Consider the following 26139-nt stretch of genomic DNA (forward strand, 5'->3'; position numbering starts at 1 on the left):
CTAAAAAATGAAAAAGTTATTTGTACTGGTATTCATTACTTTAATGAGTACTTCAGTGTTTTCAACAAACGAAAACCCTGCTAAGGAACAAATCAGAACAAAAATCGTTGAATTATTAGGTAACCCTAATTTTGTTCTTGATAAAGAAGTAAAAACTACCGTAGAGTTTTTAATAAACAAAAACGGAGAAATCGTTATTTTGAATGTTAACTGCAAAACTGAACAAGTATGTCACTATGTAAAAAGCAGATTAAATTATAAATTTATAAATAATGAATTAAAGTTAAAAAACCATATTTATAATATGCCTTTAACTATACAGAAAAGTAGTAGTAAGTAATTACTTACCGATTATCCCCTAATAAAAAAGCCTCATAGAAATATTTCTATGAGGCTTTAACTTTATTATCTATAAATTATACCGCTCCTTGATCCAACATTGCATCAGCAACCTTAACAAAACCAGCAATATTTGCTCCCTTTACATAATCAACATATCCATCTTCTTCTGTACCATATTTTACACAAGATTCATGAATGTTATTCATAATAGAATGTAATTTAGTATCTACTTCTTCACGAGTCCAAGACAAACGTAAAGAGTTTTGAGACATCTCTAAACCAGATGTTGCTACACCTCCTGCATTTGAAGCTTTACCTGGTGCAAATAAAATTTTTGCATTTTGGAATACTTCAATAGCTTCTGGAGTAGATGGCATGTTTGCTCCTTCCGCAACACAAATACATCCATTATCAACTAATGCTTTTGCTTCATCTCCATTTAACTCATTTTGAGTTGCACATGGTAAAGCTACTTCACACTTAGTTCCCCAAGGTCTTTCTCCTTTAAAGAATTTTGCTGATGGATACTTCTCAACATATTCGTGAATTCTTCCACGTTTTACGTTCTTTAGCTCTTGTATAAAAGCTAATTTTTCGGCATCTATACCAGCTTCGTCATAAATGTATCCTGAAGAATCAGATAATGTTACAACCTTACCTCCTAATTGAGTCGCTTTCTCAGTAGCATATTGCGCTACGTTACCAGAACCAGAAACAACTACGGTTTTTCCTTCAAAAGAATCTCCTTTAGTTTTTAACATATTCTCCGCAAAGTAAACATCACCATAACCAGTAGCTTCAGGACGAATTAATGAACCTCCCCAAGAAGCCCCTTTACCAGTTAACACTCCAGTAAATTCATTACGTAAACGCTTGTATTGACCAAACATGTAACCAATTTCACGACCTCCAACACCAATATCTCCAGCAGGAACATCAGTATCAGGACCAATATGACGTGCTAATTCTGTCATAAATGATTGACAAAAAGCCATTACTTCACGGTCAGATTTTCCTTTAGGGTTAAAGTCTGATCCTCCTTTACCACCACCCATTGGTAAGGTTGTTAATGAGTTTTTGAAAACTTGCTCAAATCCTAAAAATTTTAAGATTGATAAGTTTACTGAAGGATGAAAACGTAACCCTCCTTTATAAGGACCAATTGCTGAGTTAAACTCAACTCTATACCCTCTGTTTACTTGAGTTTCTCCGTTATCATCAACCCAAGGCACTCTAAACATAATAGTACGTTCAGGTTCAACCATACGCTCAAGTAATTTCTTACCTTGATATTTTGGATTATTTTCTATAAACGGAATTACTGTTTCTGCTACTTCATGTACAGCTTGCAAAAACTCTGGTTCATATGTATTACGCTCTTTTACGTAATCCATAAATTCTTCTATCTTAGATTCCATAAACTTAGTTGTTGTTCTGTTATTTTATAATATTAACAATTTTACTATGCAAATATAATTATTTTACTACTCGTTAATTTCTATTTTTCTGTTTATTTCCCTTATTTTATTGGTGTTTCTGCAAACACAATCAAAAGTCCTTTTTTTTACACAAAAAAACGTAAATTTGCACCTTAACTTTTGGAAAGATTATGTTAGACAAGGTAAAAGAATTGATTGGAGAGGTAAATGCTTTTAATACCACTTCAAAAGAAGAAATTGAAACATTTAGAATTAAATACTTAGGAAGCAAGGGGATTTTAAAAGATTTATTTGCTGAGTTTAAAAATGTACCTAACGACCAAAAGAAAGAGTTTGGACAAACCATAAATTTACTTAAAAACTCTGCTGAAGAAAAAGTAAGCACTTTAAAAGAAGCTATTGAAAATGCTGTTGAAGAAAAAGGTGTTTATGGAGACTTAACTCGTCCTTCTGAGCCTATTAATTTAGGTTCTCGTCACCCAATTTCTTTGGTTAAAAACCAAATCATCGAAGTTTTTAACCGTATTGGTTTTACTGTTTCTGAAGGACCAGAGATTGAAGATGATTGGCACAACTTTACTGCTTTAAATTTACCAGAATATCACCCAGCTCGTGATATGCAGGATACATTTTTTATTGAAAAAAATCCTGACACGTTATTAAGAACACATACCTCATCAGTACAGGTACGTTATATGGAAAACAACGAACCTCCAATTCGTACAATATCTCCAGGTCGTGTGTTTAGAAACGAAGATATTTCTGCTCGTGCACACTGTATTTTCCACCAAGTAGAGGGGTTATATATAGATACTGACGTTTCTTTTGCCGATTTAAAACAAACCTTATTATACTTTACCAAAGAAATGTTTGGTAAATCTAAAATACGTTTACGTCCGTCATACTTCCCGTTCACTGAGCCAAGTGCTGAAGTAGATATTTACTGGGGGTTAGAAACTGAAACCGATTACAGAATTACTAAGGGAACAGGTTGGTTAGAAATTATGGGATGTGGTATGGTAGACCCAAATGTATTAAAAAACTGTAATATCGATCCTACAAAATATAGCGGTTACGCATTTGGAATGGGTATTGAGCGTATTGCTATGTTATTATACCAAATTCCAGATATTCGTATGTTCTACGAAAATGATAAACGTTTCTTAGAACAATTTAAATCAGTGATATAATTTTAAGATAAGCTCAAACAAAATAAAAGACGAAAGCACTAAACTTTCGTCTTTCCTTTTAAAGAAGTATTTGATGAAAAAAGATATTGAAATCCCTAAAGTAACAGGTGTAGAAATTGCAGTAGTTTTAGAAACCAATGAAATTGACAATAAAGAAGATTGGAATGTATATATTCTAAACAAAAAAGATGTCGATTTAGAAATGGTCGTAATTGTTTCACAAGGCTTCTCAGACACTAAAACCACTTCAGTTTTCAGAAGAAAAATAGACAAACTTCCTGCAAACAGTTATCAAAAGTTTGAACTAATGCAACCTGAGTTATTTGATTTAGACAATCGTTTTCAGGTGACTTTTTTTGAAAATAACAGACTACACGATAAAACCTTTATTTTTCAGGCAGAAACAATCCAAGAAGACTTTTTAAGAGATATCGAATTCTTAGAAAAAAAAGGTATTGTTTGTAAATAAATATGACACATATAAAATTCACAAAAGAACGATAGTTGTGAATTAACAACTATCGTTCTTTCTTTTGTATTCACTTTTAGTACTTTCGATTAAAATATCACTTTATGTTTGCAAGCATTCAAGACTTAGTTGCTCAATTTTCTTCTTGGGTATGGGGAATTCCTTTATTAATATTACTTATTGGTGGCGGTTTATACCTCTTTATTTATTCAGGATTAATTCCATTTAGATATATCGGTCATGCTATTGCTATTTTAAGAGGAAAATATGACAAAGCTGATTCTCCAGGAGATTTATCTCACTATGAAGCTTTATCATCTGCTATTGCAGCTACCGTAGGTATGGGAAACATTAGTGGAGTTGCCATTGCTATTGCAACTGGAGGTCCTGGTGCTATTTTTTGGATGTGGGTGAGTGCTTTTGTAGGTATGGCTACCAAATTTTTTACCTGTAGCTTATCAGTAATGTACCGCGGAACAGATGAAAATGGAAATGTAAAAGGAGGTCCGATGTATGTAATTACAGAAGGATTAGGAAAAAAATGGAAACCTTTGGCACTATTCTTCTCTGCGGCAGGATTAATAGGAACGCTACCTGCTTTTCAAGCAAACCAACTCACGCAAACACTGGTAGATGTTTTTCAAATACAAGAAACCAATCATTTTACGGCTAAATTATTATTAGGTATCACCACAGCAATTATTGTATCGATGGTAATTTTTGGAGGAATTAAACGAATTGGTAGTGTCGCTGGAAAATTAGTTCCTGTCATGGTTGTGGTGTACCTTCTTACAGTCTTAACCATTTTGTTTTTAAGATTAGAACAAGTTCCTGCGATTTTTTCTTTAATTTTTGAAGATGCTTTTACAGGAAAATCTGTTTTGGGTGGTGCTTTAGGAGCATTGATAATTACGGGAGTAAAACGTGCTGCATTTTCTAATGAAGCTGGTTTGGGTACTGCACCTATGATGCACGGAACAGCTAAAACAAAAGAACCTATTCGTGAAGGATTGGTTGCCATGTTAGGTCCAGCTATTGACACCTTGTTAGTTTGTTCTTTGACCGCACTAGCTATTTTGGCCTCGGGAGTTTGGAAAGGATTTGAAGGTAATGGAATTTCAATGACATTAGCTGCATTTGATGCTGTACTTCCTCACAATATCGGAAGCGTTATTTTAACTATTTGTGTGTTAATTTTCGCTTTTTCAACATTGTTTACCTACTCTTTTTACGGATTGAGCTGTTTAAGCTTTTTAACCAATACTAAAATTGGAAAGAATTACAACTACATTTATATTTTTACAATTGCAGTTGCCTCTATCATCAAATTAGACTTTGTAATTAACTTAATTGATAGCGCCTATGCTTTGATGGCAATTCCAACAGTAATTTCAACACTAATCTTAGCTCCTAAAGTTAAAAAAGAAGCTAAAAAGTATTTTCAGAAGTTAAAAGCGAATGCTTTTTAACACGTTTAAGCTCTTCAATTATCTTAGAAGATAAAGAATCTATTTTTTTAGATGTCTCTTTTATATATTCTTGATGTTTTGTTGAATCCTTTACAATATCTAACGTTGTTTTAGTCGAATTGATATACCAATCTTTCCATGCTGAAATAATTGATAATTGAGTTGATAAAGAATCTCCTTTTTTTAATGCTATTTCACTTTGTCTTTGCTCTTCTTGAAGCCTTGATATAGCTGATTTCTCAATATTTAACAATATTGATTTAGCTGTAGTATTATTTGCATTTAATAAAGTATAAGCAGAAGCTAATGAAGCTACCCCAACGTTTTTAAGCGTTTTTTGGGACACTTTATCTATTCGATCATTGTCAGTGTGATAAAATTGGTCGGTAAAATGCCAGAATAGAACGCTAGGAATATTTCTCTTTAAAAAAGGCACATGGTCACTACCACCTTCAAACGGATTTGTATTAACTACCCAATTCGTTCTTTTCCCTTGCTCCTTGAATTTATCGATTAAAAAATCATTTAAATAATGAGGTTTCATTTCTTCTAACTTCATTTTTCTTCCACCCCATTCGGTATGTTTATCATTACCTCTTGTCCAAATTGCACTAGGATCAGGCATTTTTTCAATTAAAAAAGTACCTCCTGTTTTTTTAGTGTCTTCCCCTACCATGTCTAGAGAAATTCCCCACTTAATATCTTTTGCTCTTATTGTATCTTCTTTTACATACCTGTTTGTTGAAATAATTTCATCTCCCCATAAAAAGGTTAAGGTTCTATTGGGTACAAATCTGTTATTTTTGATAAGTTCAGCTGTAAGTGTGGCCATTTCTAAAGCAACTCCAACACCTGTAGCATTGTCATTTGCACCAGGTTCTTGTATATGAGCACTAAGAACCAAACGTTCTTTAGGTTCCTTATTCCCTTTTATATCTGCAATAATTGTTAATTCTTCTGATGGATAAATGTTGGTTTCAATAGTTACTTTTAAGGATACTTTTCCTTTTGAGAGTTCTGCTTTTAATTTTTCTTTAGCCTTGTAAGACATCGCAATTGCCCAAGATTTTACTTTTTCATTTAACGGGATAGTTCTAAATTGAATAGAAGTGGTGTTTTTTTGAGGTTGTAAATATTTTGGATTACTATAGGTAATTAGTCCCAAAGCACCTCCTTTTACAATAGCTTGGTTAAAGATTTTATGAGGACTTGTTTCAGCAAAAACAATCTTTCCTTTAACGTCTAACTCTTTTAGCTTTTTTAAGTCTTTAATGTAAACGACCTCTGCATTAACTCCTTCTTTTGGTGTACTGTAAGAGTTTAAAGCAATCACATTCCTATTTGTGCTATGTTGTAATAGAGGAATATCTTCTCCAACTATTTTTACAGAAGCATCCACAGATTCCCAAGTAGGTTTTTTTAAAGGTCTTTTTTCTATTCTGTAGGTTAGCACATCATTAATCGCAGCGCTATCTTCCTTAACAAATCCTGACTTTTCTAATTCTTTAGCAATTTTATACACACTTTTATTAAAACCAGTATTACCAACAACACGCCAATATTTCTCTACAAAAGAAGTTGTTTCATAAGCCAAATCGCCAGTAAATTCTTCGTTTAAAACATCAAAATAGTTAGAAGAGTTTAAAACAGGTGCTGTTGGTTCATTCTTACAACTTATAAGTAATAAAGTGATAGGTAATAGATAGAGTTTTTTTAGCATAACGGGATTTTGTGGCTTTAAAAGTACACTTTTTGTATATAGTTTTACTCTCTCTCTATCGGATAATCTTCATAAAAATCTTCAAAGGTATTAGCACTAATAAAAAAATAGTGACAAACAATACCAAAAACATAACCGTGCACCTCATAACTATCAAATTACCCTATAATTTACGAAAAAATCAATAAAGCCCTTACTACTTTATAAAAAGTAACCTAAGGTTTTTAATACTACTGTGGAGCATTTATTTGAGATAGAAGAAGTAGACTAATTCTCTAGAAAATCCTTAACGTTTTTTTAGCGCCTCTCCTTCAAAAAATAGGCCTTCAAAACCAGTTTTTATAAAATTTCTAATGTTTTGATGATCTGTTCCTTCAGGGTTTTTTAAAACATCTTCAAAATAATACTGTCCAAAACAAGCCAAGGTTTCTTCTTTACTAAACTTCTGCTGTATCGCGAAAGAAAACACTTTACATGAACCTTGATTTTTTTTAGCTTCATTGTATAAATCTCCATTTTTAAAGGCAGTAGGTGTAAAATTATATAAATTTTCAATCACCGAAATAGTGTCAGAAAACTCAACTTTTTTTGGTGTATTTCGTATGGTTTGTTTAAATACGTCTAATGTCATTTGAAAAAGGTTTTACACTGCAAAACAAATGATTTAAAGTCATAAAAACTAAGTCGTAGTAATTTTTTACAAACTAACATTTATAGTTAAATTTGCACAGCTAAAATTTCAAGAAATGTACAGAACGCATACTTGTGGTGAATTAAGAGCATCGCACATCAATACTGAAGTAACCCTTTCTGGTTGGGTACAAAAATCACGTGACAAAGGTTTTATGATTTGGGTAGATTTACGTGATCGTTACGGAATTACACAGTTAATTTTCGACGAAGAGCGTACTTCTAAAGAGTTAATGGAAAAAGCCAAAACTTTAGGACGTGAGTTTGTTGTACAAGTAACTGGAAAAGTTATTGAGCGTCAATCTAAAAATGCCAATATTCCAACAGGTGATGTAGAAGTTTTAGTATCGAACTTAGAAATTTTAAACGAAGCTAAGTTACCACCTTTTACGATTGAAGATGAAACGGATGGTGGTGAAGATTTACGTATGAAATATCGTTATTTAGATATTCGTCGTAATCCAGTAAAAAACAGCTTAGTTTTCCGTCATAAAGTATCAATGGAAGTTCGCAAATATTTATCTGATAAAGGATTTATAGATGTTGAAACTCCTTATTTAATTAAATCTACTCCAGAAGGAGCGCGTGATTTCTTAGTGCCATCACGTATGAATGCTGGTCAGTTTTATGCCTTACCACAATCGCCTCAAACCTTTAAACAATTGTTAATGGTAGGTGGAATGGATAAATACTTCCAGATTGTAAAGTGTTTTAGAGATGAAGATTTACGTGCCGACCGTCAACCAGAATTCACACAAATAGACTGTGAAATGGCGTTTGTTGAGCAAGAAGATATTTTAGAGATTTTTGAAGGAATGACACGTCATTTATTGAAAGAAATCAACGACGTTGACGTAGAGAGATTCCCAAGAATTACGTTTGATGAAGCAATGTGTAAATACGGAAATGACAAACCAGACATCCGTTTTGGAATGGAGTTTGGTGAGTTAAATGAGGTTGCACAACACAAAGACTTTAAAGTATTCAATTCAGCAGAATTAGTAGTAGGTATTGCTGTTCCAGGAGGAGCTTCATACACTCGTAAAGAAATAGATAAGTTAATCGATTGGGTAAAGCGTCCGCAAGTAGGAGCTTTAGGAATGGTATATGTAAAGTGTAACGAAGACGGAAGCTTTAAATCTTCAGTAGATAAATTCTACGACCAAGAAGATTTAGCAAAATGGGCTGAAGCTACTGGAGCGAAGGCTGGGGATTTAATTTGTGTGCTTTCAGGAAATACTAACAAAGTTCGCGCACAATTGAGTGCTTTACGTATGGAAATGGCAGAGCGTTTAGGTTTACGTAAACCTGATGAGTTTGCACCATTATGGGTTATCGATTTCCCATTACTAGAATTAGATGAAGAAACAGGGCATTACCACGCAATGCACCACCCATTTACTTCTCCAAAACTAGGTCAGTTAGCATTATTAGATACTGATCCAGGAGCTGTAAAAGCAAACGCTTATGATTTAGTGTTAAACGGAAACGAAATTGGTGGAGGATCTATTAGAATTCACGATAAAGAGACTCAGGCAATCATGTTTAAGCATTTAGGGTTTACCGAAGAAGAAGCAAAAGCGCAATTCGGGTTCTTAATGGATGCTTTTGAATACGGAGCGCCACCTCACGGAGGTTTAGCTTTTGGATTGGATAGATTGGTAGCTATTTTAGGAGGTCAAGAAACCATTCGAGATTTTATTGCCTTCCCTAAAAACAATTCAGGACGTGATGTAATGATTGATGCACCTGCAACTATAGATGATGAACAACTACGAGAACTAAGCATCAAACTAGATGTAAAAGAATAAAGATAGAAACCCTGCAAAATTTGCAGGTTTTTTTATTACCTTTAATGTACGTCATGAGAAAGGTTAAACTTCACGAAAACAAATCAATAAGATATCATGAAGCAATCTGTTTCTAAAAAGTTAAATGAATTAGAATCAACTGCTATTTGTGGTAACGACATTAGCTCTTCTGTTTTGTATGTATCGGCATTAGCTATTGCCTTTGCTGGTCAGTATGCATGGATAACTCTTTTAATAGTATCTGTAGTCCTATTTTTATTTAGGAAAATATATGGCGAAGTAGTTGGTGCAATTCCTTTAAATGGTGGCACTTACAACGCTTTACTTAATACTACAAGTAAGTTAATGGCTTCTTTTGCTGCAACCCTTACCATACTTTCTTATATGGCAACTGCAGTAATTTCTGCCAATGAAGCAATTCATTACTTACACCATCTAATTCCTTCAATGCCTATAATTATAACCACTATTGGGCTTTTATTATTTTTTGCTTTATTAACTATTGGTGGCATAACAGAATCAGCTAAAGTTGCTGTTGGGATTTTTTTATTTCATTTACTATCGTTACTTGTACTTGCTTTTTTTATTCTCTTTTATTTGTCTCAAAACGGAATTGATATACTTTTTAACAACTGGAATCATCAATCCGAAAACAGTATTTGGTATGCTGTTTTTTTTGGTTTTGCCGCTTCGATGTTAGGAGTTTCTGGTTTCGAAAGTTCTGCAAATTTTGTTGAAGAACAACAAAAAGGAGTGTTTCCAAAAACATTAAAAAACATGTGGGTAATTGTAAGTGTCATTAATCCTTTGATGGCTGTATTTGCTTTATCTCTTTTCGCTATCCCTGTTTTACAGAGCTCAGACTATCAAAACACCTTGTTAGTTCAGATGGGAGATTTTGTTGGTGGTGAATGGGTTGCTGCAATTATTGCTATAGATGCTTTTTTAGTATTAAGCGGAGCTGTTTTAACAAGCTTTGTAGGTGTTACTGGTTTGTTAGAACGTATGACTTTAGACCGAATTATGCCGCAATTCTTTTTAAAAAAGAATAAAAGAGGGAGTTCTTACCGAATTATTATTTTATTTTTTATTCTAGCTGTTTCTGTATTACTAATAACGAATGGAAATGTTGCCTTATTAGCTGGTGTGTATACTATTTCTTTTTTATCGGTAATGGCATTATTTGCTATAGGAAATATCTTATTAAAAATAAGGAGAAATCAATTGCCTAGGCCTGAAAAAGCAACTTGGGCTTCTGTTCTGTTAGCCATAGTTGCTGTATTATGCGCTTTAATAGGTAATATTTTAATGGAACCTAAAGATGGTTTACCTAGCAACACGTCTGTATTTTTAAATTATTTTATCCCTACTATAATTTTTATCATAATTATGCTAAACCGTACTGTTTTATTAAAATTAGTGCTACAAATAATTTATGCTATTTTTAATCCTCTAAGGCGACTGGTTTCAAGTACGGATAAAAAAATTACCCAAACCATTAATAAAATAAACGATCAAGAATTTGTCTTTTTTACAAAAGGAGATAATATTGCTACTCTCAATAAGGTTATGTTATACATTATTAAAAATGAGCATACAAAAAAGATAAGAATTGTATTAGCTCTTGACAAAGGGGATACAATTCCTGAAAACCTACCTAATGAGATCACTTTTCTAGATAGAGAATATCCCAAGATTAAAGTAAACTTTCAAGTTATTCAGGGGAAGTTTAGCCCCGAGCTAATTAAAGAGTTATCTAAAAAGTGGAGAATTCCTATTAATTTTATGTTTATAGGTGCTCCAAGCGATAAGTTTCCTTACAAGGTTGAAGAGTTAGGCGGAGTTCGATTAATTGTATAATTAAATTTTTATTTAATAAATCAAAAAGAGGATAGTATCTTTAAATATTCTTAACTAGCTTTTCAAAAATTAACTAAGGATCTAGAAAACAATGCCATCATCTAAGGAAGCTTATAAAAAAATATTAATCTGGAGATACAAACATATCTCTGAACGACAGTTTGTATATGTTTTAAGTGTTTTAGTAGGTTTTTTGGCAGGTATTGGTACCTTAATTCTTAAAAACCTTACTTTTTACTTTCATCGTATTTTAGAAGACGGACTTATTAAAGACTATCATCATTCTTTATACTTCATCTTCCCTATTTTAGGATTATTCTTAGTCTATTACATTAAAAAATACCTCATCAAAAAAGATATTGGTCATGGTGTTTCTACCACCCTACAATCTATTTCTAAAAAAAATGGAATTATAGAGCGTTATAAGATTTATGCTTCTTTAATTACAGCTCCCATAACTGTTGGTTTTGGAGGTTCAGTAGGGTTACAAGGTCCAGCTGTTAGTACAGGTGCCGCCTTAGGTTCTGGGGTTGCGCAATTATTTCATATGAATATGAGAACTCGTATGTTATTAATTGGTTGTGCTACCGCCGGCGCGATGTCGTCAATGTTCAAAGCCCCCATTGCCGCTATTATTTTTGCAGTGGAAATTTTTAGCTTAGACCTTGCTTTTGCATCCTTAGTTCCGTTATTATTAGCATCCGTTTCTGCGGTAATTACTTCGTATTTTTTTTTAGGAAAAGATGTATTATTTAGTGTACAACTACAAGATGCTTTTGAAATTAACGACCTTATTTTTTACATTGCTTTGGCTATTTTTACAGGGTTCTCTTCTGTATATTTTTCTAAAATATATTTTAGAATCATTAATTTCTTCAAAAAATATAATCCTTTTAAGCGACTAATTTTTGGTGGAATTGCCATTGGTATAATGCTCTTTCTAATTCCGCCGCTATTTGGTGAAGGATACGGAATTATCAATAACTTATTATCTGAGAATGCTAGTGCTGCTCTTAAAAGCATTCATTATAACATTGATTTTGATAATGTTTGGATGGTTATTATTTTTCTGTTAATCATTGGAGTTTTTAAAGTAATTGCCATGACTACTACTTTTGCTGCTGGTGGAGTTGGTGGTATTTTTATTCCTACACTCGTTATGGGAAGTTCCTTAGGAAATGTTACGGCTAAAATTATCAACCAATTCGGATTTGATGTCTCAGAAACTAATTTTACGTTGATTGGTATGACAGGCCTAATGGCTGGTGTTTTACACGCTCCGCTAACCGCAATTTTCTTAATTGCCGAAATTACTGGAGGATATGATCTGTTTGTTCCTCTGATGCTTGTTTCTGCGGTTTCTTATGCCATCACTAAATACTTTGTATCTAATTCCATTTACACTATAGAACTAGCTGAACGTGGGGAACTTATTACACACAACAAAGACAAAAATGTAATGATGATGATGAAGGTTAGTAAAATTATCGAAAAGAACTTTATTAAAATTCACCCTGATATGACTTTGGGGGAAATGCTAAAACAAGCTGTTTCTAAATCGAAACGAAATATTTTTCCTGTAGTTGATAGTGATAATAAATTTAGAGGAATTGTTCTGTTGGATGATATTCGTCCTATGATGTTCAATCAAGAATTATATGAAACGACTACCGTTAAAGACATTATGAAAATACCTCCTGCCATTATTTTTTATGATGATGGTACAGAAAAAGTAATGCAAAAATTTAAAGAAAGTGGCGCATGGAATTTACCTGTTGTAAAAAACGGAGTGTATGTTGGTTTTATTTCTAAATCTAAATTACTGTCAGTGTATAGAAACAAACTAATTGAGGTTACTGTTTAGCTTAAAACAATTCTATACTCTCAACTCACATTTTGATGTAAAGAAATAACTTCCTTCTTCAGATTTTTGGGGTACTCTATTATCTACACACATATAACGTAACTCACAATCTTTACATTCATTTATTGCATCTTTATTAACTCTCCAGTACTTTTGAAATTGTTCTGAATCTGTAATCTTTTCCAAGTCTTCAAAAGTTACACTTGTTATATTTCCGAATACCTCTTCTGTTTCTGGAGCGTTGAGCAAATTCCCCTCCTTATTTATAAAAATCTTTTTATTAAAGTAAGCATTGTACTTTTGAGACTCTGTAAACAAAGAAATATTTACCGTGAAAAAACATTCCTTTCTATTTACAAATTTGTTAGGTGACGTTATAATAATTTTTGAAAACGTTGTTTTTAACTGTGCTTCACTTAGCAGAAAAATAGTTTCTATCCGTTTGTTTTCAGCTACAAGTTGTTCATAATCAACAATTCTTTCATCTTTATTATATTTTGCTTCAAAAACAACAGAAAAAATAGAAGAAGTAGTTAATTTTCCCACAATATCTTTTATAACATTATAAGATTTAGGAATACATATTTTAATATACAAATATTCACAGCCTAATGCTGTAAGGCATTTTAATATTTCATCAAAAAAAGGATATGTTATTTCACTTATTTCAATAATTGCATTTGATATTTTAGCTGGGGACGCCCAATTCATATTCAATTTAGGAAATAACGCTAGTTCATCTTTATCTATTAAAAACGTAAGTTCTTTAGCTATCAAAAACTGAAAGTACTCTTCTACGACTTGCCTATTTTCTTTACCACACAATTCAAATATTTCCGAAATAGTATGTTTTTCAAACAACTGAATGAAGTTATACAAATCGTTTGGAATATTAAACATTTGTTTTCTTTGTAAATCATAAATAGCTGATTTATCTCTCCCTGAAACAGGAATACAATTAGAAAACATTCTTACGTATTTATCACTGTTATTCATTTATAGGATATTGTATCGTTATTGGCTTGTAAAAACTTCTTTTTAAAGCGTACCTATCATGGTACTTATCTATTGATATTCTATTATGAATCAACGACATTGAACTATTGCTGATAGGTTTTATTTCTGACAAATAGATTATTGCGGGTAATTTCTTTTTATACTCTTCTTTCGTTTTATCTAATAACTGCTGAGCTTCTTTTTGAGGTATCATAATTTTTAAGTTTGTGTGCTATTTTTTCTTCTAAATAATAATTACAAGGATAAGAAACCATACCAAATTGCCCAATGGGGTTTACCTCCAAGAAAACATACTGCTTACAGGGTGTATAAATTAAATCGAAAGAACAACTAGCTAAATTGAGCTTTTCTGCTAACGTTTTTAATTTTGTTTCTATGTCTAAAGGTAGGTTAAACGGAATTGTTCTATTTGGTTTTTGATTGTTATAACATCTAAAATCTGTTTTAGTTTGTTCATCTAACTGAGAAAAAATTGCCATTGAATAAAACTCACCGTCCAAAAAATAACTACGTATTTCTAGTGTTTTTTTAATATTTTCTTGAAACAAACTAATTCCAAAAGAGTCATCAAATAAACTTGCTTTTTCTGCAGTTATTGATGTTGTGTACGTGGGAAACCAATAAGTATCTCCATACAAACTAATAGGGTCATTAATAGGCTTTGTAATTAACAATTTATCTTCTTCTAAAACACTTTTTTGGTTTGTAATTGTGGTTTTAGGGATGCACAATCCTAATTGTTTTGCTATTGTTAATACAATAAGTTTATTAACTTTTTTAAAGTTATAATTATTTATAGAAGGCTTTTGACTCAGTAAAAAATGTAAATACTCAAATAAATCTTTTTTTTCTTCATTGTAAAACTCCGTTATTTTGTCTCCAATAAAATCTTTCATCTCAATGCAATCATACAGCGTAAAGTTTCCTCTTCGATACCAAACTGAGGTAACTTCATTAAAGTTTACAGTTACATCTTTAGTAGTAATAAAAACCTCAGAGGTGTTTATATTTACTGTTATACTATTTATAAACTCATTATTGTTAAGTAATATAAAATCTTCTTTTAAGTAGTAAAGCCATCTTATTATATCAATGGTACTTTCATCTTGTTCTATAGATAATATTAATATCATACTTCAACTATGTTAACCCATTCTGTCAAAATAGAATTAGCAGAATGGGTTATTTAAGGGCTAATTAATCTTTATAACCATCAGTTCCCATATTCATACCATCTACATAGGTTCCGATATTAAAACTTCCTACGTAGTCTGCCTCTCTTTCTTCTCTCCAATAAACCCCATGTCCATAATAAAGACCTCCTTTAGTTGTGTCCATCTCATTTTGAGACAATTCAAACTCTTTTAATGATTTCATTTTTGAATTCATAATTAACTATTTATTTGGTTACCTACTCTGTTTACTATAGGATTTTCGGCTTACTCCTTTCTATGTCAATTAGATGTGTTTTTTTGCTCCTTTTTTTAGTAAATTTAAAAGGGTGTTCAGATCAATTTTTTCAAACAGGATGAATACAAATATTAAGTTTTTAGTAAGGCAAAGTTGAAGTACAAGGGAACTATTTATAAAATAAGGAGGTATAATTTAAAAATTATACCTCCTTAAAGAGACTGATTCACAGTCACAAAATTATTTTTGTTAGTAATATTACTAAAGCCTAGTATTTTTTCAAACACTGGCTTATTAAGTCATTTGAATTTTCATTAGTAAGTTACATATAAGGTAATTATTTAGATAAGAAAGCAAGCATTTTATCTGGAAAATCGGTAAAACCACCATCAACATTTGCTTCAAAAAACAGTACTTGCATCATTTCTTCAAAAGAAGAGAATTCATCCAATTGATCTGCTCTAAAAGTATATGGATGCACTTGTAACCCTAGTTTGTGAGCATCTTTAACTAGTGTTGTAAACTGCCACTTCTCTCCTACTTTTTTATCTAAAATTTGCGTGTACCAAGGCCCCAACCCGTCTGCATACGATGCGAAATGTGCTAATTCTTTGGTTTCCTCAGGGAACTCAATTAATTGTACTAAAAACAAGTCAGATTTTAATCCTTTTCGAACTCTTTCCAATTCTTTCGCATCAAAACATTGAAACATACATTTATCGTTCTTTGTTTTGTAGCCATAGCTTGAAAGGATATCCAACGAAATTTTAGCAATATCTTTTCCATATTTATGATGAAATGCTGGGTTTTTAATTTCTGGATAAATTCCGATATTTTTTCCTGTGGAAGCATCTAATCCTTGAATTAGCTCTATTTCCTTTTGTAAAGAGTGTAATTTAAAATTGCCTCTTCCCTTCGGAAATCGATTCGGGTACACTTGTTCTCCTGTTTTCGGATTAAAACGTTCTGTTACATTTAGTTTTTGTAGTTCTTCAAACGTAAAATCAATTACATAAAAACGTTTGTCTTTCCGTTTTCTTTCTGGAAATTTTTCAGCCACATCAGTAACATCATCCAAATAAATATCATGAATCACTACAGGAACATCATCTTTACTTAATACTAGATCTTGTTCTATATAATCAGGATTCATTGCATACGCCATGGCTTTAGCTTCCATCGTGTGTTCTGGTAAGTATCCTGAGGCTCCTCTGTGAGCGATTACAATTTTCTTTTTCATATTGGTCAGTTTAGTTTGTGGCTTGCATCCGAAGAAAAGAATCAAGAAAAACAGCGCATAAATTTGTTTCATTCTTTACAGGTATACTTGAGCGGTTAAAACTAGCATTGTAAAAATTGTTAAGATAATTACTAACGGAATTACAAACTTTAACCATTTATCATATCCTACTTTCACAATGGCTAAAGATGCTAAAATTAAGCCTGTTGGATTGATAAAAGCAAACAACCCCATACCATATTGATACGTATTTACAATTACTTCTCTACCTACTCCAACAGTATCTGCCAACGGAGACATGATGGGCATTGTTAATACTGCCATTCCTGATGAACTTGGAATAAAAAATGATAGTCCTGAATAAATGAATAACATTACATTGGCAAAAATTCCTTTAGGCATTCCTGTAGTAAACTCGCTTGCGTGTTGCAAAATCGTGTCACTTATCAATCCTTGTTCCATTAATACGGAAACCCCTCGTGCAATACCGATAATAAAAGCAACTCCTAATAAATCTCCTGCTCCTTTAATAAACGTGTTTACAAAGTTTTCTTCTTTCATCTTAGCTAAAAAACCTATTAAAATAGCACCTATTAAAAACACCACAGTCATTTCTTCAAACCACCATCCTAAACGAGATACTCCATAAATCATAATTACAAAACACATGGTAAAAATGGTTAGTATAATTCGTAGTCTACCTGTTAAGCTATGTGTACTTGATGTTGAACTGCCAAAAAGACTTTCAATCATTTCTTTTTGATCGTAAATAATGGATTTTGTTGGGTCTTTTTGAACTTTGTTTGCATAACGTAAAATATAAATTACACAAATAATAATTCCTCCAATTAGCATTAACAACCTCCCTGTAAAACCAGTAGTCCAATTAATTCCTGCTGCGTCTGAAGCAATAATAACACTAAACGGATTCACCGTTGAACACATTGTACCTATAGATGACCCAATATACACACAAGCTAAAGCTACTATAGCATCGTATTTTGCTGCTAAAAATATGGGGATTAGTATTGGATAAAAGGCGATGGTTTCTTCTGCCAACCCAAAAGTTGTACCTCCCACAGCTATTAAGGTCGTTACCACAAATATAAGCCAGTACTCTTTTCCTTTCAATGTTTTTGCTAACCAAGCTATTCCAGCATCAAAAGCACCTGTGAAATTCATTATTCCTATAATTCCTCCTAAAATAAGGACAAATAAAATAATATCTGACGATTGAATGATTCCTTTTATTGGCGATTTAAAAAAGTCTAAAAAACCCTGTGGTTTTGGGTCTAGCTGAGTATACGTTCCTGGTACACTGATTGGTTTTGCAATATCACCATTGGTAAACTTTTCTAATGGAATTTTAATTCCTAAGCCTTCTAATGTTTCTTGACTTGCTTTTATTGTTTTCTCTTCCTCTAAGTGTGAATACGTAAATGAATTATTGTTTTTCTGATACTGTAGCGTATCAAACTTACCTGCTGGTACAAACCATGTTAGAATAGCCACCAACCCTGCAATTAATAATAAAATAGTATGCGGAGTTGGAAATTTAATGTTTTTCAAAATGTAAAATTATTTTTTGTTAAAAGTAACAAAAACTTGCTGTTTTAGTATTTAAAGAAGTTTAAAGTTCCTTCAAAAAAATTATCTTTACATCGTATTTAAAAAATTAATTATGGAAAACTCATTTGAACCAAAAGTGCTTGTTGCACAAGTCTCAGAAACTGACAGAATTGCTTTTTACAAGAAAACCTATGCACATGTTGCTGGTGGTGTATTATTGTTTGTTTTTTTTGAATATTTATTTTTACAAAGTGCTACGATTGTTGAATTTGCCTTATCAATGACCCAAGGTTATAAATGGTTATTGTTACTGGGTGGTTTTATGTTAATTACAAACTATGCAGAAAGTACTGCCTTAAAAACTTCTGACAAAAACTTACAATACTTAGCATATTCAGGGTATATCTTTGCTGAAGCATTTATTTTTATCCCTTTAATTTACATTGCTATTTCTTATACCAATAATTTTGATGTTATAAAACAAGCCGGAATTGTTACGTTATCATTGTTTGTTGGAATTTCATCAATCGTTTTTATTACTAAAAAGGATTTTTCTTTTATTAGAGCTGGACTATCTGTTGGATTCTTTATCGCTATCGGATTAATAGTAGCTGGTGCTTTATTCGGATTTAATTTAGGTTTATGGTTTTCTGTTGGAATGTGTGTGTTAGCAGCTGGTTCTATTTTATATCAAACATCTAACTTAGTTAACAAATTCTCTACAGATGATTACATTCCTGCAGCATTAGGTTTGTTTGCTTCTTTAATGTTATTATTCTGGTATGTATTACAAATATTTATGTCGAGAGATTAGTAAAAAAACTATTATAAACTAAAAAAGCCTCCAAATGGAGGCTTTTTTATATTCTTTTGCTAAATTCTTTTAACTTAACATCATTTGCGCTTTCTTAACTGCGTTTACCAATACATCTACTTCTTCTTTCGTATTATAAAAAGAAAAAGAAGCTCTCACTGTTCCTGGAATACAATAAAAATCCATAATAGGTTGTGCACAATGGTGACCTGTACGAACCGCTACTCCTAGTTTATCTAAAATTGCTCCAACATCATACGGATGGATTCCTTCTAAATTAAAAGATATTACTGATGTTTTATTTGACGTTCCGTAGATTTTCAACCCTTCTATTTTTTCTAACTCTTGCGTTGCATACGATAACAGTTCGTTTTCTTGTTTTTCTATATTAGAAAAACCAACTGAGTTCATATAATCTACAGCAACACCAAAAGCAATACCTCCACAAATATTTGGTGTTCCTGCTTCAAATTTATGGGGCAACCCAGCATAGGTTGTTTTTTCAAAAGTTACGGTTTCAATCATTTCTCCTCCTCCTTGATATGGCGGCAACAATTTCAGTAATTCTTCTTTACCATACAACATTCCAACACCTGTTGGTCCGCACATTTTATGAGCAGAAGCCACATAAAAATCAGCATCTAACGCCTGTACATCTGGTTTTATATGCGGTACTGCTTGTGCGCCATCAATCAACACATAAGCACCAAACTTATGTGCAGCATGAATAATTTCTTTTATAGGGTTAATTGTTCCCAATGCATTCGATACGTGGTTACAAAAAACTAATTTTGTTTTTGGATTCAATAATTCGTGGTATATATCCATGCGTAAAGAACCATCTTCATCCATCGGAATTACCTTTAAAATAGCTCCTGTTTTTTCGCATAACATTTGCCAAGGCACAATGTTAGAATGGTGTTCTAAGGCAGAAACAATTATTTCATCTCCTTCTTTTAAAATAGATGCAAAACCAGATGCCACAATATTAACTCCATGTGTTGTACCTGAAGTTAAAATGATTTCATACGGATGCTTTGCGTTGAAATGTTTTTGAATCTTAATTCTTGCTTCTTCATACTTATCAGTAGCTTCCTGACTTAATGTATGTACACCTCTATGAATATTTGCATTGTAATTAGAGTAATAATCTACAATAGTGTCAATTACTACCTGTGGTGTTTGTGAAGTTGCTCCGTTATCTAAATACACTAATTTTTTTCCATGTACTTCTCTCTTTAAAATAGGAAAATCAGCGCGAATTTTATCTATACTAAACATATAAAATATCAAATTTAGTACAAAGGTAGGGCTTGCGTTTTAAATACAAACATCAAACAATTAAATTCTTACATTTGCTAGAAACCCATTCCATGAAAAATTTAAAAAGAATTCTTTTACTCGTTTTAATTGCTTTAACAATTGCTGTTTTTTACAACTATCCGAAGTTAAATATTTTGGCAGGATACTCCGCTAAAAATACCGCTTCATCAGTATTTCTAGCAGAAAGAAGTTTAGCTTTTACCGATGCAAATGACAACAATTTTTCTCCTATAAATATTACTTCTGATGAAATTAATACAGAAGAAAAATCAGCTACAGGTTCAGTATATGGATTACTAAAAAGAAAAGCTGTGTACAGAGAAGGTATTGGTGCTGTGTTGGTTACTGATGATTTTGATGTTACCAAACCTCAGCTTACTCCAAAACGTTCAAAACCTGATAATAGCACGCCTTTCCCTTACGGAAACACAGATCATAAAGACACTATTTTCGCTAACATTGATTATACAAAACTAAACGAAACTATTGATACTATTTTTAATGATAGAAATCAAACACGCTCGGTAGTAGTGGTATATAAAGACAAAATTATTTTTGAAAAATATGACACTGGTTTTACCAAAGAATCGAAGCAGTTAGGTTGGTCTATGACCAAAAGCATTACAGGTACTTTGTTTGGAATTTTAAAATGTCAAGGAAAAATTGATGTTCAAGAAAACAACTTATTTCCTGAGTGGGAAAACGACAATCGTAAAAACATTATGATTCATAATTTACTACAAATGAATTCTGGTTTGGAATGGAATGAAGACTATAACACTATTTCAGACGTTACTAAAATGTTGTTTTTAGAAAAAGACATGACCAAGGTACAAGTAAACAAACCATTGGTAGGAAAACCAAACAAAACCTGGAATTACTCTTCTGGAACTACCAATTTATTATCGGGTATTTTACGAACAAAATTCAACACACACCAAGAGTATCTTGATTTTTGGTATAGTGGTTTGATTGATAAAATAGGCATGAACTCAATGATTGTTGAAACGGATATGAGCAACCACTTTGTAGGCTCTTCATACGCTTGGGCAACGGCAAGAGATTGGGCTAAACTTGGTTTGTTATACTTACATAACGGAGAGTGGAACGGAGAACATTTGTTTGATAAAGACTGGGTAAACTATGCTACAACGCCTACTCCTACTTCAAATGGTTGGTATGGGGCACAAATTTGGTTAAATGCTGGTGGTAGATATCCTGATGCTCCAAAAAATATGTTTTCTTTTAACGGATATAAAGGTCAAAATGTGTTTATTTTGCCTAGTCAAGATTTGGTAGTTGTTCGTACAGGACTTACCAAAAACGCAGACGTAAACACCTTGTTAAAAGGAATTATAAATTCTATTAAAAAATAAACCATGAATCCATTTTATTATGTGCTTTCTATAAACGGATTGCTTTTTTTATTCAGTATTGTTTTTCATTTTTTTCCACCTAAAAAAATCAATGCTATTTATGGGTATCGTACTAATAAAACTATGAAAAATGATACTATTTGGCAATTTGCTAATGCTTTTTTCACAAAAGAGTTTATGAAGTATTCAGCAATTTCTTTGGTTGCAGCGTTGGTTTTAGCCTTTATATCAAAAGAATTAACATGGCAACCTATGGCAATTATGTTATTATCGTTAGCCGTATCGGTTGTTAAAACCGAACAAGAAATAAACAAGAACTTTGATGGGGATGGAAATAGGAGGTAAAACTCATCAAGACGTTTTAACCAAAAGACCTTGATGTTTTTGTAAAAACATCAAGGTCTTTTTTTCAACTCATACGTGTCTTTTTTATTGACCGTCTTAATTGATTATTTTTTATACTCTTCTTTAAGGAGTGTAATATCATCAATAATTTTCTGCATATTTTCTTTTTTAGTTCCATCATACGAACCTCTTATGCGTCCTTCTTTATCAATTAACACAAAATTCTCTGTGTGAACCCAATCGCTTTCTCCGCCATCTCCTTCATCCAATACAGCAAAATAGTGCTTACGTGCTAAATTGTAAATATGTTTCTTTTCTCCTGTAGTTACATTCCATTTTCCATCAATCACCCCTTTTTCAGTTGCATACTTTCGTAATTGTGGTACGCTATCCATTACTGGAGTTACAGAATGTGACAAAAACATAATATCATCATCTTTTTTATAATGTTCTTGTAACTCACTCATATTATACGCCATGGCAATACATATAGTTTGACAACGGGTAAAAAAGAAATCGGCTATATAAATCTTTCCTTTATAGTCAGCATTCGTAATGGTATCTCCATTCTGGTTAATTAAGCTAAACTCACCTACTCTATGGTTTTTTGTTCTGTTTCTTACAGAACTATCCACCAATTTAGGGTTAATATCAGCAGGGTTATAAATAGGCAGTTTGTTATCAACTTTTACCAAATGATAAAAAACAGGAACTCCAATAGCACAAAAAACTAAAATAAAAATTAAGGTGCTTTTTGATTTTTTAAAGAATTTAATATCCACAGTACTAAAATTTTCTACAAAAATACGACTAAAAACAGCGTTTATAAACCACTATCCTAAAAACTTTGTTAAAACCAAAGGCTAACTTACGTGCAAACTTTTACAACTGTTGTTAAAAACGTACATTTGTCAGATTTTAAATTTAGACGAACACCATTTATGGAGATTTTAATAAAAGCATCACAGTTTATTTTAAGCTTATCGCTCTTAATCGTTTTGCACGAATTAGGACACTTTATTCCCGCCAAATTATTCAAAACCCGAGTAGAAAAATTCTACCTGTTTTTCGATTATAAATTCTCTTTATTTAAAAAGAAAGTTGGAGAAACAGTTTACGGTATTGGTTGGATTCCGTTAGGAGGTTATGTAAAGATTGCTGGAATGATTGATGAGAGTATGGATACTGAACAAATGCAAAAGCCTGCGCAACCATGGGAATTCCGTTCTAAACCTGCATGGCAACGTTTAATTATTATGCTCGGTGGAGTTATTGTAAACTTTATTTTGGGATGGTTTATTTACGTATGTATCACAGCTTACTGGGGAGATAATTACGTAAAACCTGAAGGAGTGAAAAATGGTTTTGCTGTATCTGATTATTTTAAAGAATATGGATTTAAAACAGGAGACAAAGTTTTAAAAATAAATGGAGAAACACCAAAAAATGTCCTAGATGTTAATAAGCATCTTTTTTTAAGAGATGTAAAAAGTATTGATGTTCTTCGTGAAAACGGCACAACTCAAACTATAAATTTGCCCGAAAACATTGGAGAGATTATGTGGGAAAAAGGAGACATGACTCCTTTTACCGAGAGAAGGATAAAACCTGTAATCGGATTAGTTGCGCCAAATATGTTGGCTGATAGTTTGGGAATTCAAAATAATGATAAAATTCTTGCTGTTAACGGAAAAAATGTTGAGTACTGGGAAGAGTTTACTAAACTAATTCAATCTTCTTCTAATAAACTTTCTTTGTTGATTGAGAGAAATGGTGAACAGAAAGAAATACTTGTTAGTTTTAGTGAAGGTCAAGAAAAGAAAATAGGAGTTGCCCCAGAAGTTGATGAAGAGCTGTATAAAAACTCACTGGAAATTAATCATAAAAACTATTCATTTACTGAGGCTCTTTCTGTTGGTAGCTCAAAAGCTTACTGGACTTTAAAGGATTATATTACTCAATTTAAATATGTTTTCACTAAAAAAGGAGCAACGAGTATTGGAGGCTTCATCTCAATAGGAAAAATTTTCCCTGCTACTTGGAGCTGGCAAGCATTTTGGAGTATCACAGCATTCTTATCTATCATGTTAGGATTTATGAATTTACTACCAATTCCTGCTTTAGACGGTGGTCATGTGGTGTTTACTTTATGGGAAATGATTACAGGTAAAAAACCTGGTGATAAGTTCTTAGAATACGCTCAAATTACAGGTTTTATCTTATTAATAGCATTACTACTATTCGCAAACGGAAACGATATATTTAGGTTATTCAAATAACCTTGTAAACTATAACTAAAAAAGCATCGTACTCTAGTACGATGCTTTTTTAGTTATGCTATATTTTAACTTGGCTTCTACTTATTTAAGTTCTCTGCTGCACGACGTTCTAACTCAGCTTGAAACTCTTCCATGACAGGTTTCACAGTACTTTCAGGTATATCAGCTACCTTTATATACATTAACCCATCAATTGCGTTGTTAAACTTAGGATCTACATTAAACGCAACCAAACGTGCGTTTTGCTTCACATACTTTTTAATTAATACCGGAATACGTAATTCTCCTGGCTCCAATTCGTCTATAATCTTATCAAACTTTTGCATATCAGCCTCAGTAGCATCAAATACAAAGTCTTTATCGGCATCTTTTAATTTCACCTTAAATTCTTTCTTCGGACGAATATATTGTGCCACATACGGATCGTAATAATGTGACTTCATAAACTCAATCATCAACGATTTTGAAAATTCAGAAAACTGATTACTAATACTTACCCCACCCATTAAGTATTTATATTCTGGGTGACGCAATGTAACATGTACAATCCCTTTCCATAATAAGAAAAGAGGCATTGGTTTTTGTTGATATTCTTTAATAATAAAAGCACGTCCCATTTCAATGGTTTGTTCCATCATTGGGTACAACTCTGGTTCTATTCTAAATAAAGTTTGAATATAAAAGCCATTGACTCCGTGTTTCTTATAAATATCTTTTCCTAATCCCATTCTATAGGCACCTACCAACCTGTTTTGTTGGTCATCCCATAAAAATAAATGGTGGTAATATTTATCAAATCTGTCTAAATCAATAGTTTTATTCGTTCCTTCTCCTACTTCTCTAAACGTAATTTCACGTAATCTCCCTATTTCATGTAAAATATTTGGTATTTCTTTTGCGCTAGCAAAAAACACCTCATAGTTCTTGCTTTGTAGTAATCTACTTCCTTTTTCTCGTAAAGCGTCAACTTCTTTTACAAATAAATCTGGCGACTTTTGAGAGATAATTTTTTTGGCTTTCTTAGGAATCTTTAAATTATGTGTTGACAATATCTTTGGAGATGCTTTCTCATACGGATTCGCCAACATGTATGTTTTTCTACGTAAAAACTGGTAGAAATCTGGTATTTCAGGAAACGTATCTTGGTCTTTTACTGAAATTGGCTTTCCAATTCTTACTTTAATAATTCTATTTTTTTGAGATAATAACTCAGACGGAAGTTTTGCTGTTCTCAGCGTATCACTAATTTTAGATAGTGTGTAAAACAGTTGACTGTTTTTTGCGTGAAAATAAATAGGAATTACAGGTACTTTTGCTTTTTTTATCAAACGTACAGCTCCTTGCTCCCATTCTTTATCCACCATTAACTTCCCATCACGATACGTAGATACTTCTCCGGCAGGAAAAAGTCCTAAAGGCCTTCCTTCTTGTAAATGTAATAAGGCATTTTTTATTCCTGCAACACTTGACTGTGCGTCTTTATGGTTTTCAAAAGGGTTTACTGGCATTACATAGGGCTTTAAAGGCTCTATTCTATGTAATAAAAAATTTGCTATAATCTTATAATCTGCTCTGTGCTCTAATAAGAGTTTTAATAATAAAATACCATCTATCCCTCCTAGCGGATGGTTAGAAATTGTTATAAACGGTCCTTCTTTAGGAATACGCTTTAAATCTTCTTCTGGAATTTCAAACTCAATCTGAAACTCCTCTAACAAGCCATTTAAAAAAGGTAAATCTTTTTTATGCTTATGCTTATTATAAACTTCATTGGCGGTAGAAATTCGCAAAACTTTCATCAGCAACCAACCCGAAAACGTTCCGAAAACTCCAAATTTGTCGGTTCCTATTGCTTTTGCAACTTCTTTAGGTGTTACTAATCCCATACATAGTTATCAATTGACATAACTGC

Annotated in this window: 23 protein-coding genes; 11 read left to right on the top strand and 12 right to left on the bottom strand. The window is 32.3% G+C overall.

The window, feature by feature from the left end; genetic code table 11:
* Positions 1-7: 7 nt before the first annotated feature.
* Positions 8-340 (top strand): hypothetical protein, encoded by a 333-nt coding sequence (locus Q4517_RS02400; RefSeq protein WP_303505818.1) that lies wholly within the window; start codon positions 8-10, stop codon positions 338-340.
* A 76-nt stretch (positions 341-416) separates the two neighbouring features.
* Here Q4517_RS02400 and gdhA read toward each other — a convergent pair whose 3' ends face one another.
* Entirely contained in the window at positions 417-1760 is a 1344-nt protein-coding gene (gdhA, locus tag Q4517_RS02405; protein WP_303505820.1) for an NADP-specific glutamate dehydrogenase, read from the bottom strand.
* Positions 1761-1951: 191 nt separating this feature from the next.
* Here gdhA and pheS point away from each other — a divergent pair, with 191 nt between their 5' ends.
* The 3 genes from pheS (at position 1952) to Q4517_RS02420 (ending at position 4909) form a co-directional block, all read left to right on the top strand.
* The gene (gene pheS, locus Q4517_RS02410) at positions 1952-2971 is read left to right on the top strand and encodes a phenylalanine--tRNA ligase subunit alpha (RefSeq protein ID WP_303505822.1); all 1020 of its coding nucleotides are present in this window, start codon (positions 1952-1954) and stop codon (positions 2969-2971) included.
* A 73-nt stretch (positions 2972-3044) separates the two neighbouring features.
* Positions 3045-3440: a hypothetical protein gene (locus tag Q4517_RS02415; protein ID WP_303505824.1), complete on the top strand. Its 396-nt coding sequence runs from the start codon at positions 3045-3047 to the stop codon at positions 3438-3440.
* A 104-nt stretch (positions 3441-3544) separates the two neighbouring features.
* Positions 3545-4909 carry a sodium:alanine symporter family protein gene (locus Q4517_RS02420; RefSeq protein WP_303505826.1) on the top strand — a complete coding sequence of 455 codons (1365 nt, stop codon included), beginning with the start codon at positions 3545-3547 and terminating at the stop codon, positions 4907-4909.
* On the opposite strand, the gene Q4517_RS02425 is transcribed toward Q4517_RS02420, so the two are convergent.
* On the bottom strand, positions 4869-6629 hold the full coding sequence (locus Q4517_RS02425) for a M28 family peptidase (protein WP_303505829.1): 1761 nt from the start codon (positions 6627-6629) through the stop codon (positions 4869-4871). The genes Q4517_RS02420 and Q4517_RS02425 overlap by 41 nt on opposite strands.
* A gap of 286 nt (positions 6630-6915) precedes the next feature.
* The gene (locus Q4517_RS02430) at positions 6916-7260 is read right to left on the bottom strand and encodes a HopJ type III effector protein (protein ID WP_303505831.1); all 345 of its coding nucleotides are present in this window, start codon (positions 7258-7260) and stop codon (positions 6916-6918) included.
* Positions 7261-7375: 115 nt separating this feature from the next.
* Here Q4517_RS02430 and aspS point away from each other — a divergent pair, with 115 nt between their 5' ends.
* The 3 genes from aspS to Q4517_RS02445 all read left to right on the top strand — a co-directional run bounded on the left by aspS (position 7376) and on the right by Q4517_RS02445 (position 12854).
* Positions 7376-9130, top strand: a complete 1755-nt coding sequence (gene aspS, locus Q4517_RS02435) for an aspartate--tRNA ligase (protein ID WP_303505833.1) — start codon at positions 7376-7378, stop codon at positions 9128-9130.
* Positions 9131-9226: 96 nt separating this feature from the next.
* On the top strand, positions 9227-10990 hold the full coding sequence (locus Q4517_RS02440) for an APC family permease (protein ID WP_303505835.1): 1764 nt from the start codon (positions 9227-9229) through the stop codon (positions 10988-10990).
* A gap of 91 nt (positions 10991-11081) precedes the next feature.
* Positions 11082-12854 carry a chloride channel protein gene (locus Q4517_RS02445; protein ID WP_303505837.1) on the top strand — a complete coding sequence of 591 codons (1773 nt, stop codon included), beginning with the start codon at positions 11082-11084 and terminating at the stop codon, positions 12852-12854.
* A 12-nt stretch (positions 12855-12866) separates the two neighbouring features.
* Here Q4517_RS02445 and gwsS read toward each other — a convergent pair whose 3' ends face one another.
* The 6 genes from gwsS to Q4517_RS02475 all read right to left on the bottom strand — a co-directional run bounded on the left by gwsS (position 12867) and on the right by Q4517_RS02475 (position 18090).
* Positions 12867-13850, bottom strand: a complete 984-nt coding sequence (gene gwsS / locus Q4517_RS02450) for a grasp-with-spasm system SPASM domain peptide maturase (RefSeq protein ID WP_303505839.1) — start codon at positions 13848-13850, stop codon at positions 12867-12869.
* The gene (locus Q4517_RS02455; RefSeq protein WP_303505841.1) at positions 13843-14064 is read right to left on the bottom strand and encodes a hypothetical protein; all 222 of its coding nucleotides are present in this window, start codon (positions 14062-14064) and stop codon (positions 13843-13845) included. The genes gwsS and Q4517_RS02455 overlap by 8 nt, the downstream gene beginning before the upstream one ends.
* A complete protein-coding gene (gene gwsG, locus Q4517_RS02460; RefSeq protein WP_303505843.1) occupies positions 14027-15004 on the bottom strand; it encodes a grasp-with-spasm system ATP-grasp peptide maturase in 978 nt (325 codons plus the stop codon). The genes Q4517_RS02455 and gwsG overlap by 38 nt, the downstream gene beginning before the upstream one ends.
* A 64-nt stretch (positions 15005-15068) precedes the next feature.
* Entirely contained in the window at positions 15069-15248 is a 180-nt protein-coding gene (locus Q4517_RS02465; RefSeq protein WP_303505846.1) for a hypothetical protein, read from the bottom strand.
* A 370-nt stretch (positions 15249-15618) separates the two neighbouring features.
* Entirely contained in the window at positions 15619-16593 is a 975-nt protein-coding gene (gene glpQ / locus Q4517_RS02470; RefSeq protein ID WP_303505848.1) for a glycerophosphodiester phosphodiesterase, read from the bottom strand.
* Between the two features lie 3 nt (positions 16594-16596).
* Positions 16597-18090 (bottom strand): YfcC family protein, encoded by a 1494-nt coding sequence (locus tag Q4517_RS02475; protein WP_303505850.1) that lies wholly within the window; start codon positions 18088-18090, stop codon positions 16597-16599.
* 112 nt (positions 18091-18202) lie between these two features.
* Between Q4517_RS02475 and Q4517_RS02480 the strand changes: the two genes are divergently transcribed.
* Positions 18203-18904 carry a Bax inhibitor-1 family protein gene (locus Q4517_RS02480; protein ID WP_303505853.1) on the top strand — a complete coding sequence of 234 codons (702 nt, stop codon included), beginning with the start codon at positions 18203-18205 and terminating at the stop codon, positions 18902-18904.
* A 69-nt stretch (positions 18905-18973) separates the two neighbouring features.
* On the opposite strand, the gene Q4517_RS02485 is transcribed toward Q4517_RS02480, so the two are convergent.
* Entirely contained in the window at positions 18974-20185 is a 1212-nt protein-coding gene (locus Q4517_RS02485; protein WP_303505855.1) for an aminotransferase class V-fold PLP-dependent enzyme, read from the bottom strand.
* A gap of 92 nt (positions 20186-20277) precedes the next feature.
* Here Q4517_RS02485 and Q4517_RS02490 point away from each other — a divergent pair, with 92 nt between their 5' ends.
* Entirely contained in the window at positions 20278-21603 is a 1326-nt protein-coding gene (locus Q4517_RS02490) for a serine hydrolase (RefSeq protein ID WP_303505857.1), read from the top strand.
* A 3-nt stretch (positions 21604-21606) separates the two neighbouring features.
* Positions 21607-21948: an SdpI family protein gene (locus tag Q4517_RS02495; RefSeq protein ID WP_303505859.1), complete on the top strand. Its 342-nt coding sequence runs from the start codon at positions 21607-21609 to the stop codon at positions 21946-21948.
* A 104-nt stretch (positions 21949-22052) separates the two neighbouring features.
* Here Q4517_RS02495 and Q4517_RS02500 read toward each other — a convergent pair whose 3' ends face one another.
* Positions 22053-22730: an SCO family protein gene (locus Q4517_RS02500; protein ID WP_303505861.1), complete on the bottom strand. Its 678-nt coding sequence runs from the start codon at positions 22728-22730 to the stop codon at positions 22053-22055.
* A 159-nt stretch (positions 22731-22889) separates the two neighbouring features.
* Here Q4517_RS02500 and rseP point away from each other — a divergent pair, with 159 nt between their 5' ends.
* Positions 22890-24227: an RIP metalloprotease RseP gene (gene rseP, locus Q4517_RS02505; protein ID WP_303505863.1), complete on the top strand. Its 1338-nt coding sequence runs from the start codon at positions 22890-22892 to the stop codon at positions 24225-24227.
* A gap of 77 nt (positions 24228-24304) precedes the next feature.
* Here rseP and Q4517_RS02510 read toward each other — a convergent pair whose 3' ends face one another.
* Positions 24305-26113 (bottom strand): lysophospholipid acyltransferase family protein, encoded by a 1809-nt coding sequence (locus Q4517_RS02510; RefSeq protein ID WP_303505866.1) that lies wholly within the window; start codon positions 26111-26113, stop codon positions 24305-24307.
* Positions 26114-26139 lie beyond the last annotated feature (26 nt).

The organism is Tenacibaculum sp. 1_MG-2023, from assembly GCF_030547425.1.
GTDB lineage: Bacteria > Bacteroidota > Bacteroidia > Flavobacteriales > Flavobacteriaceae > Polaribacter.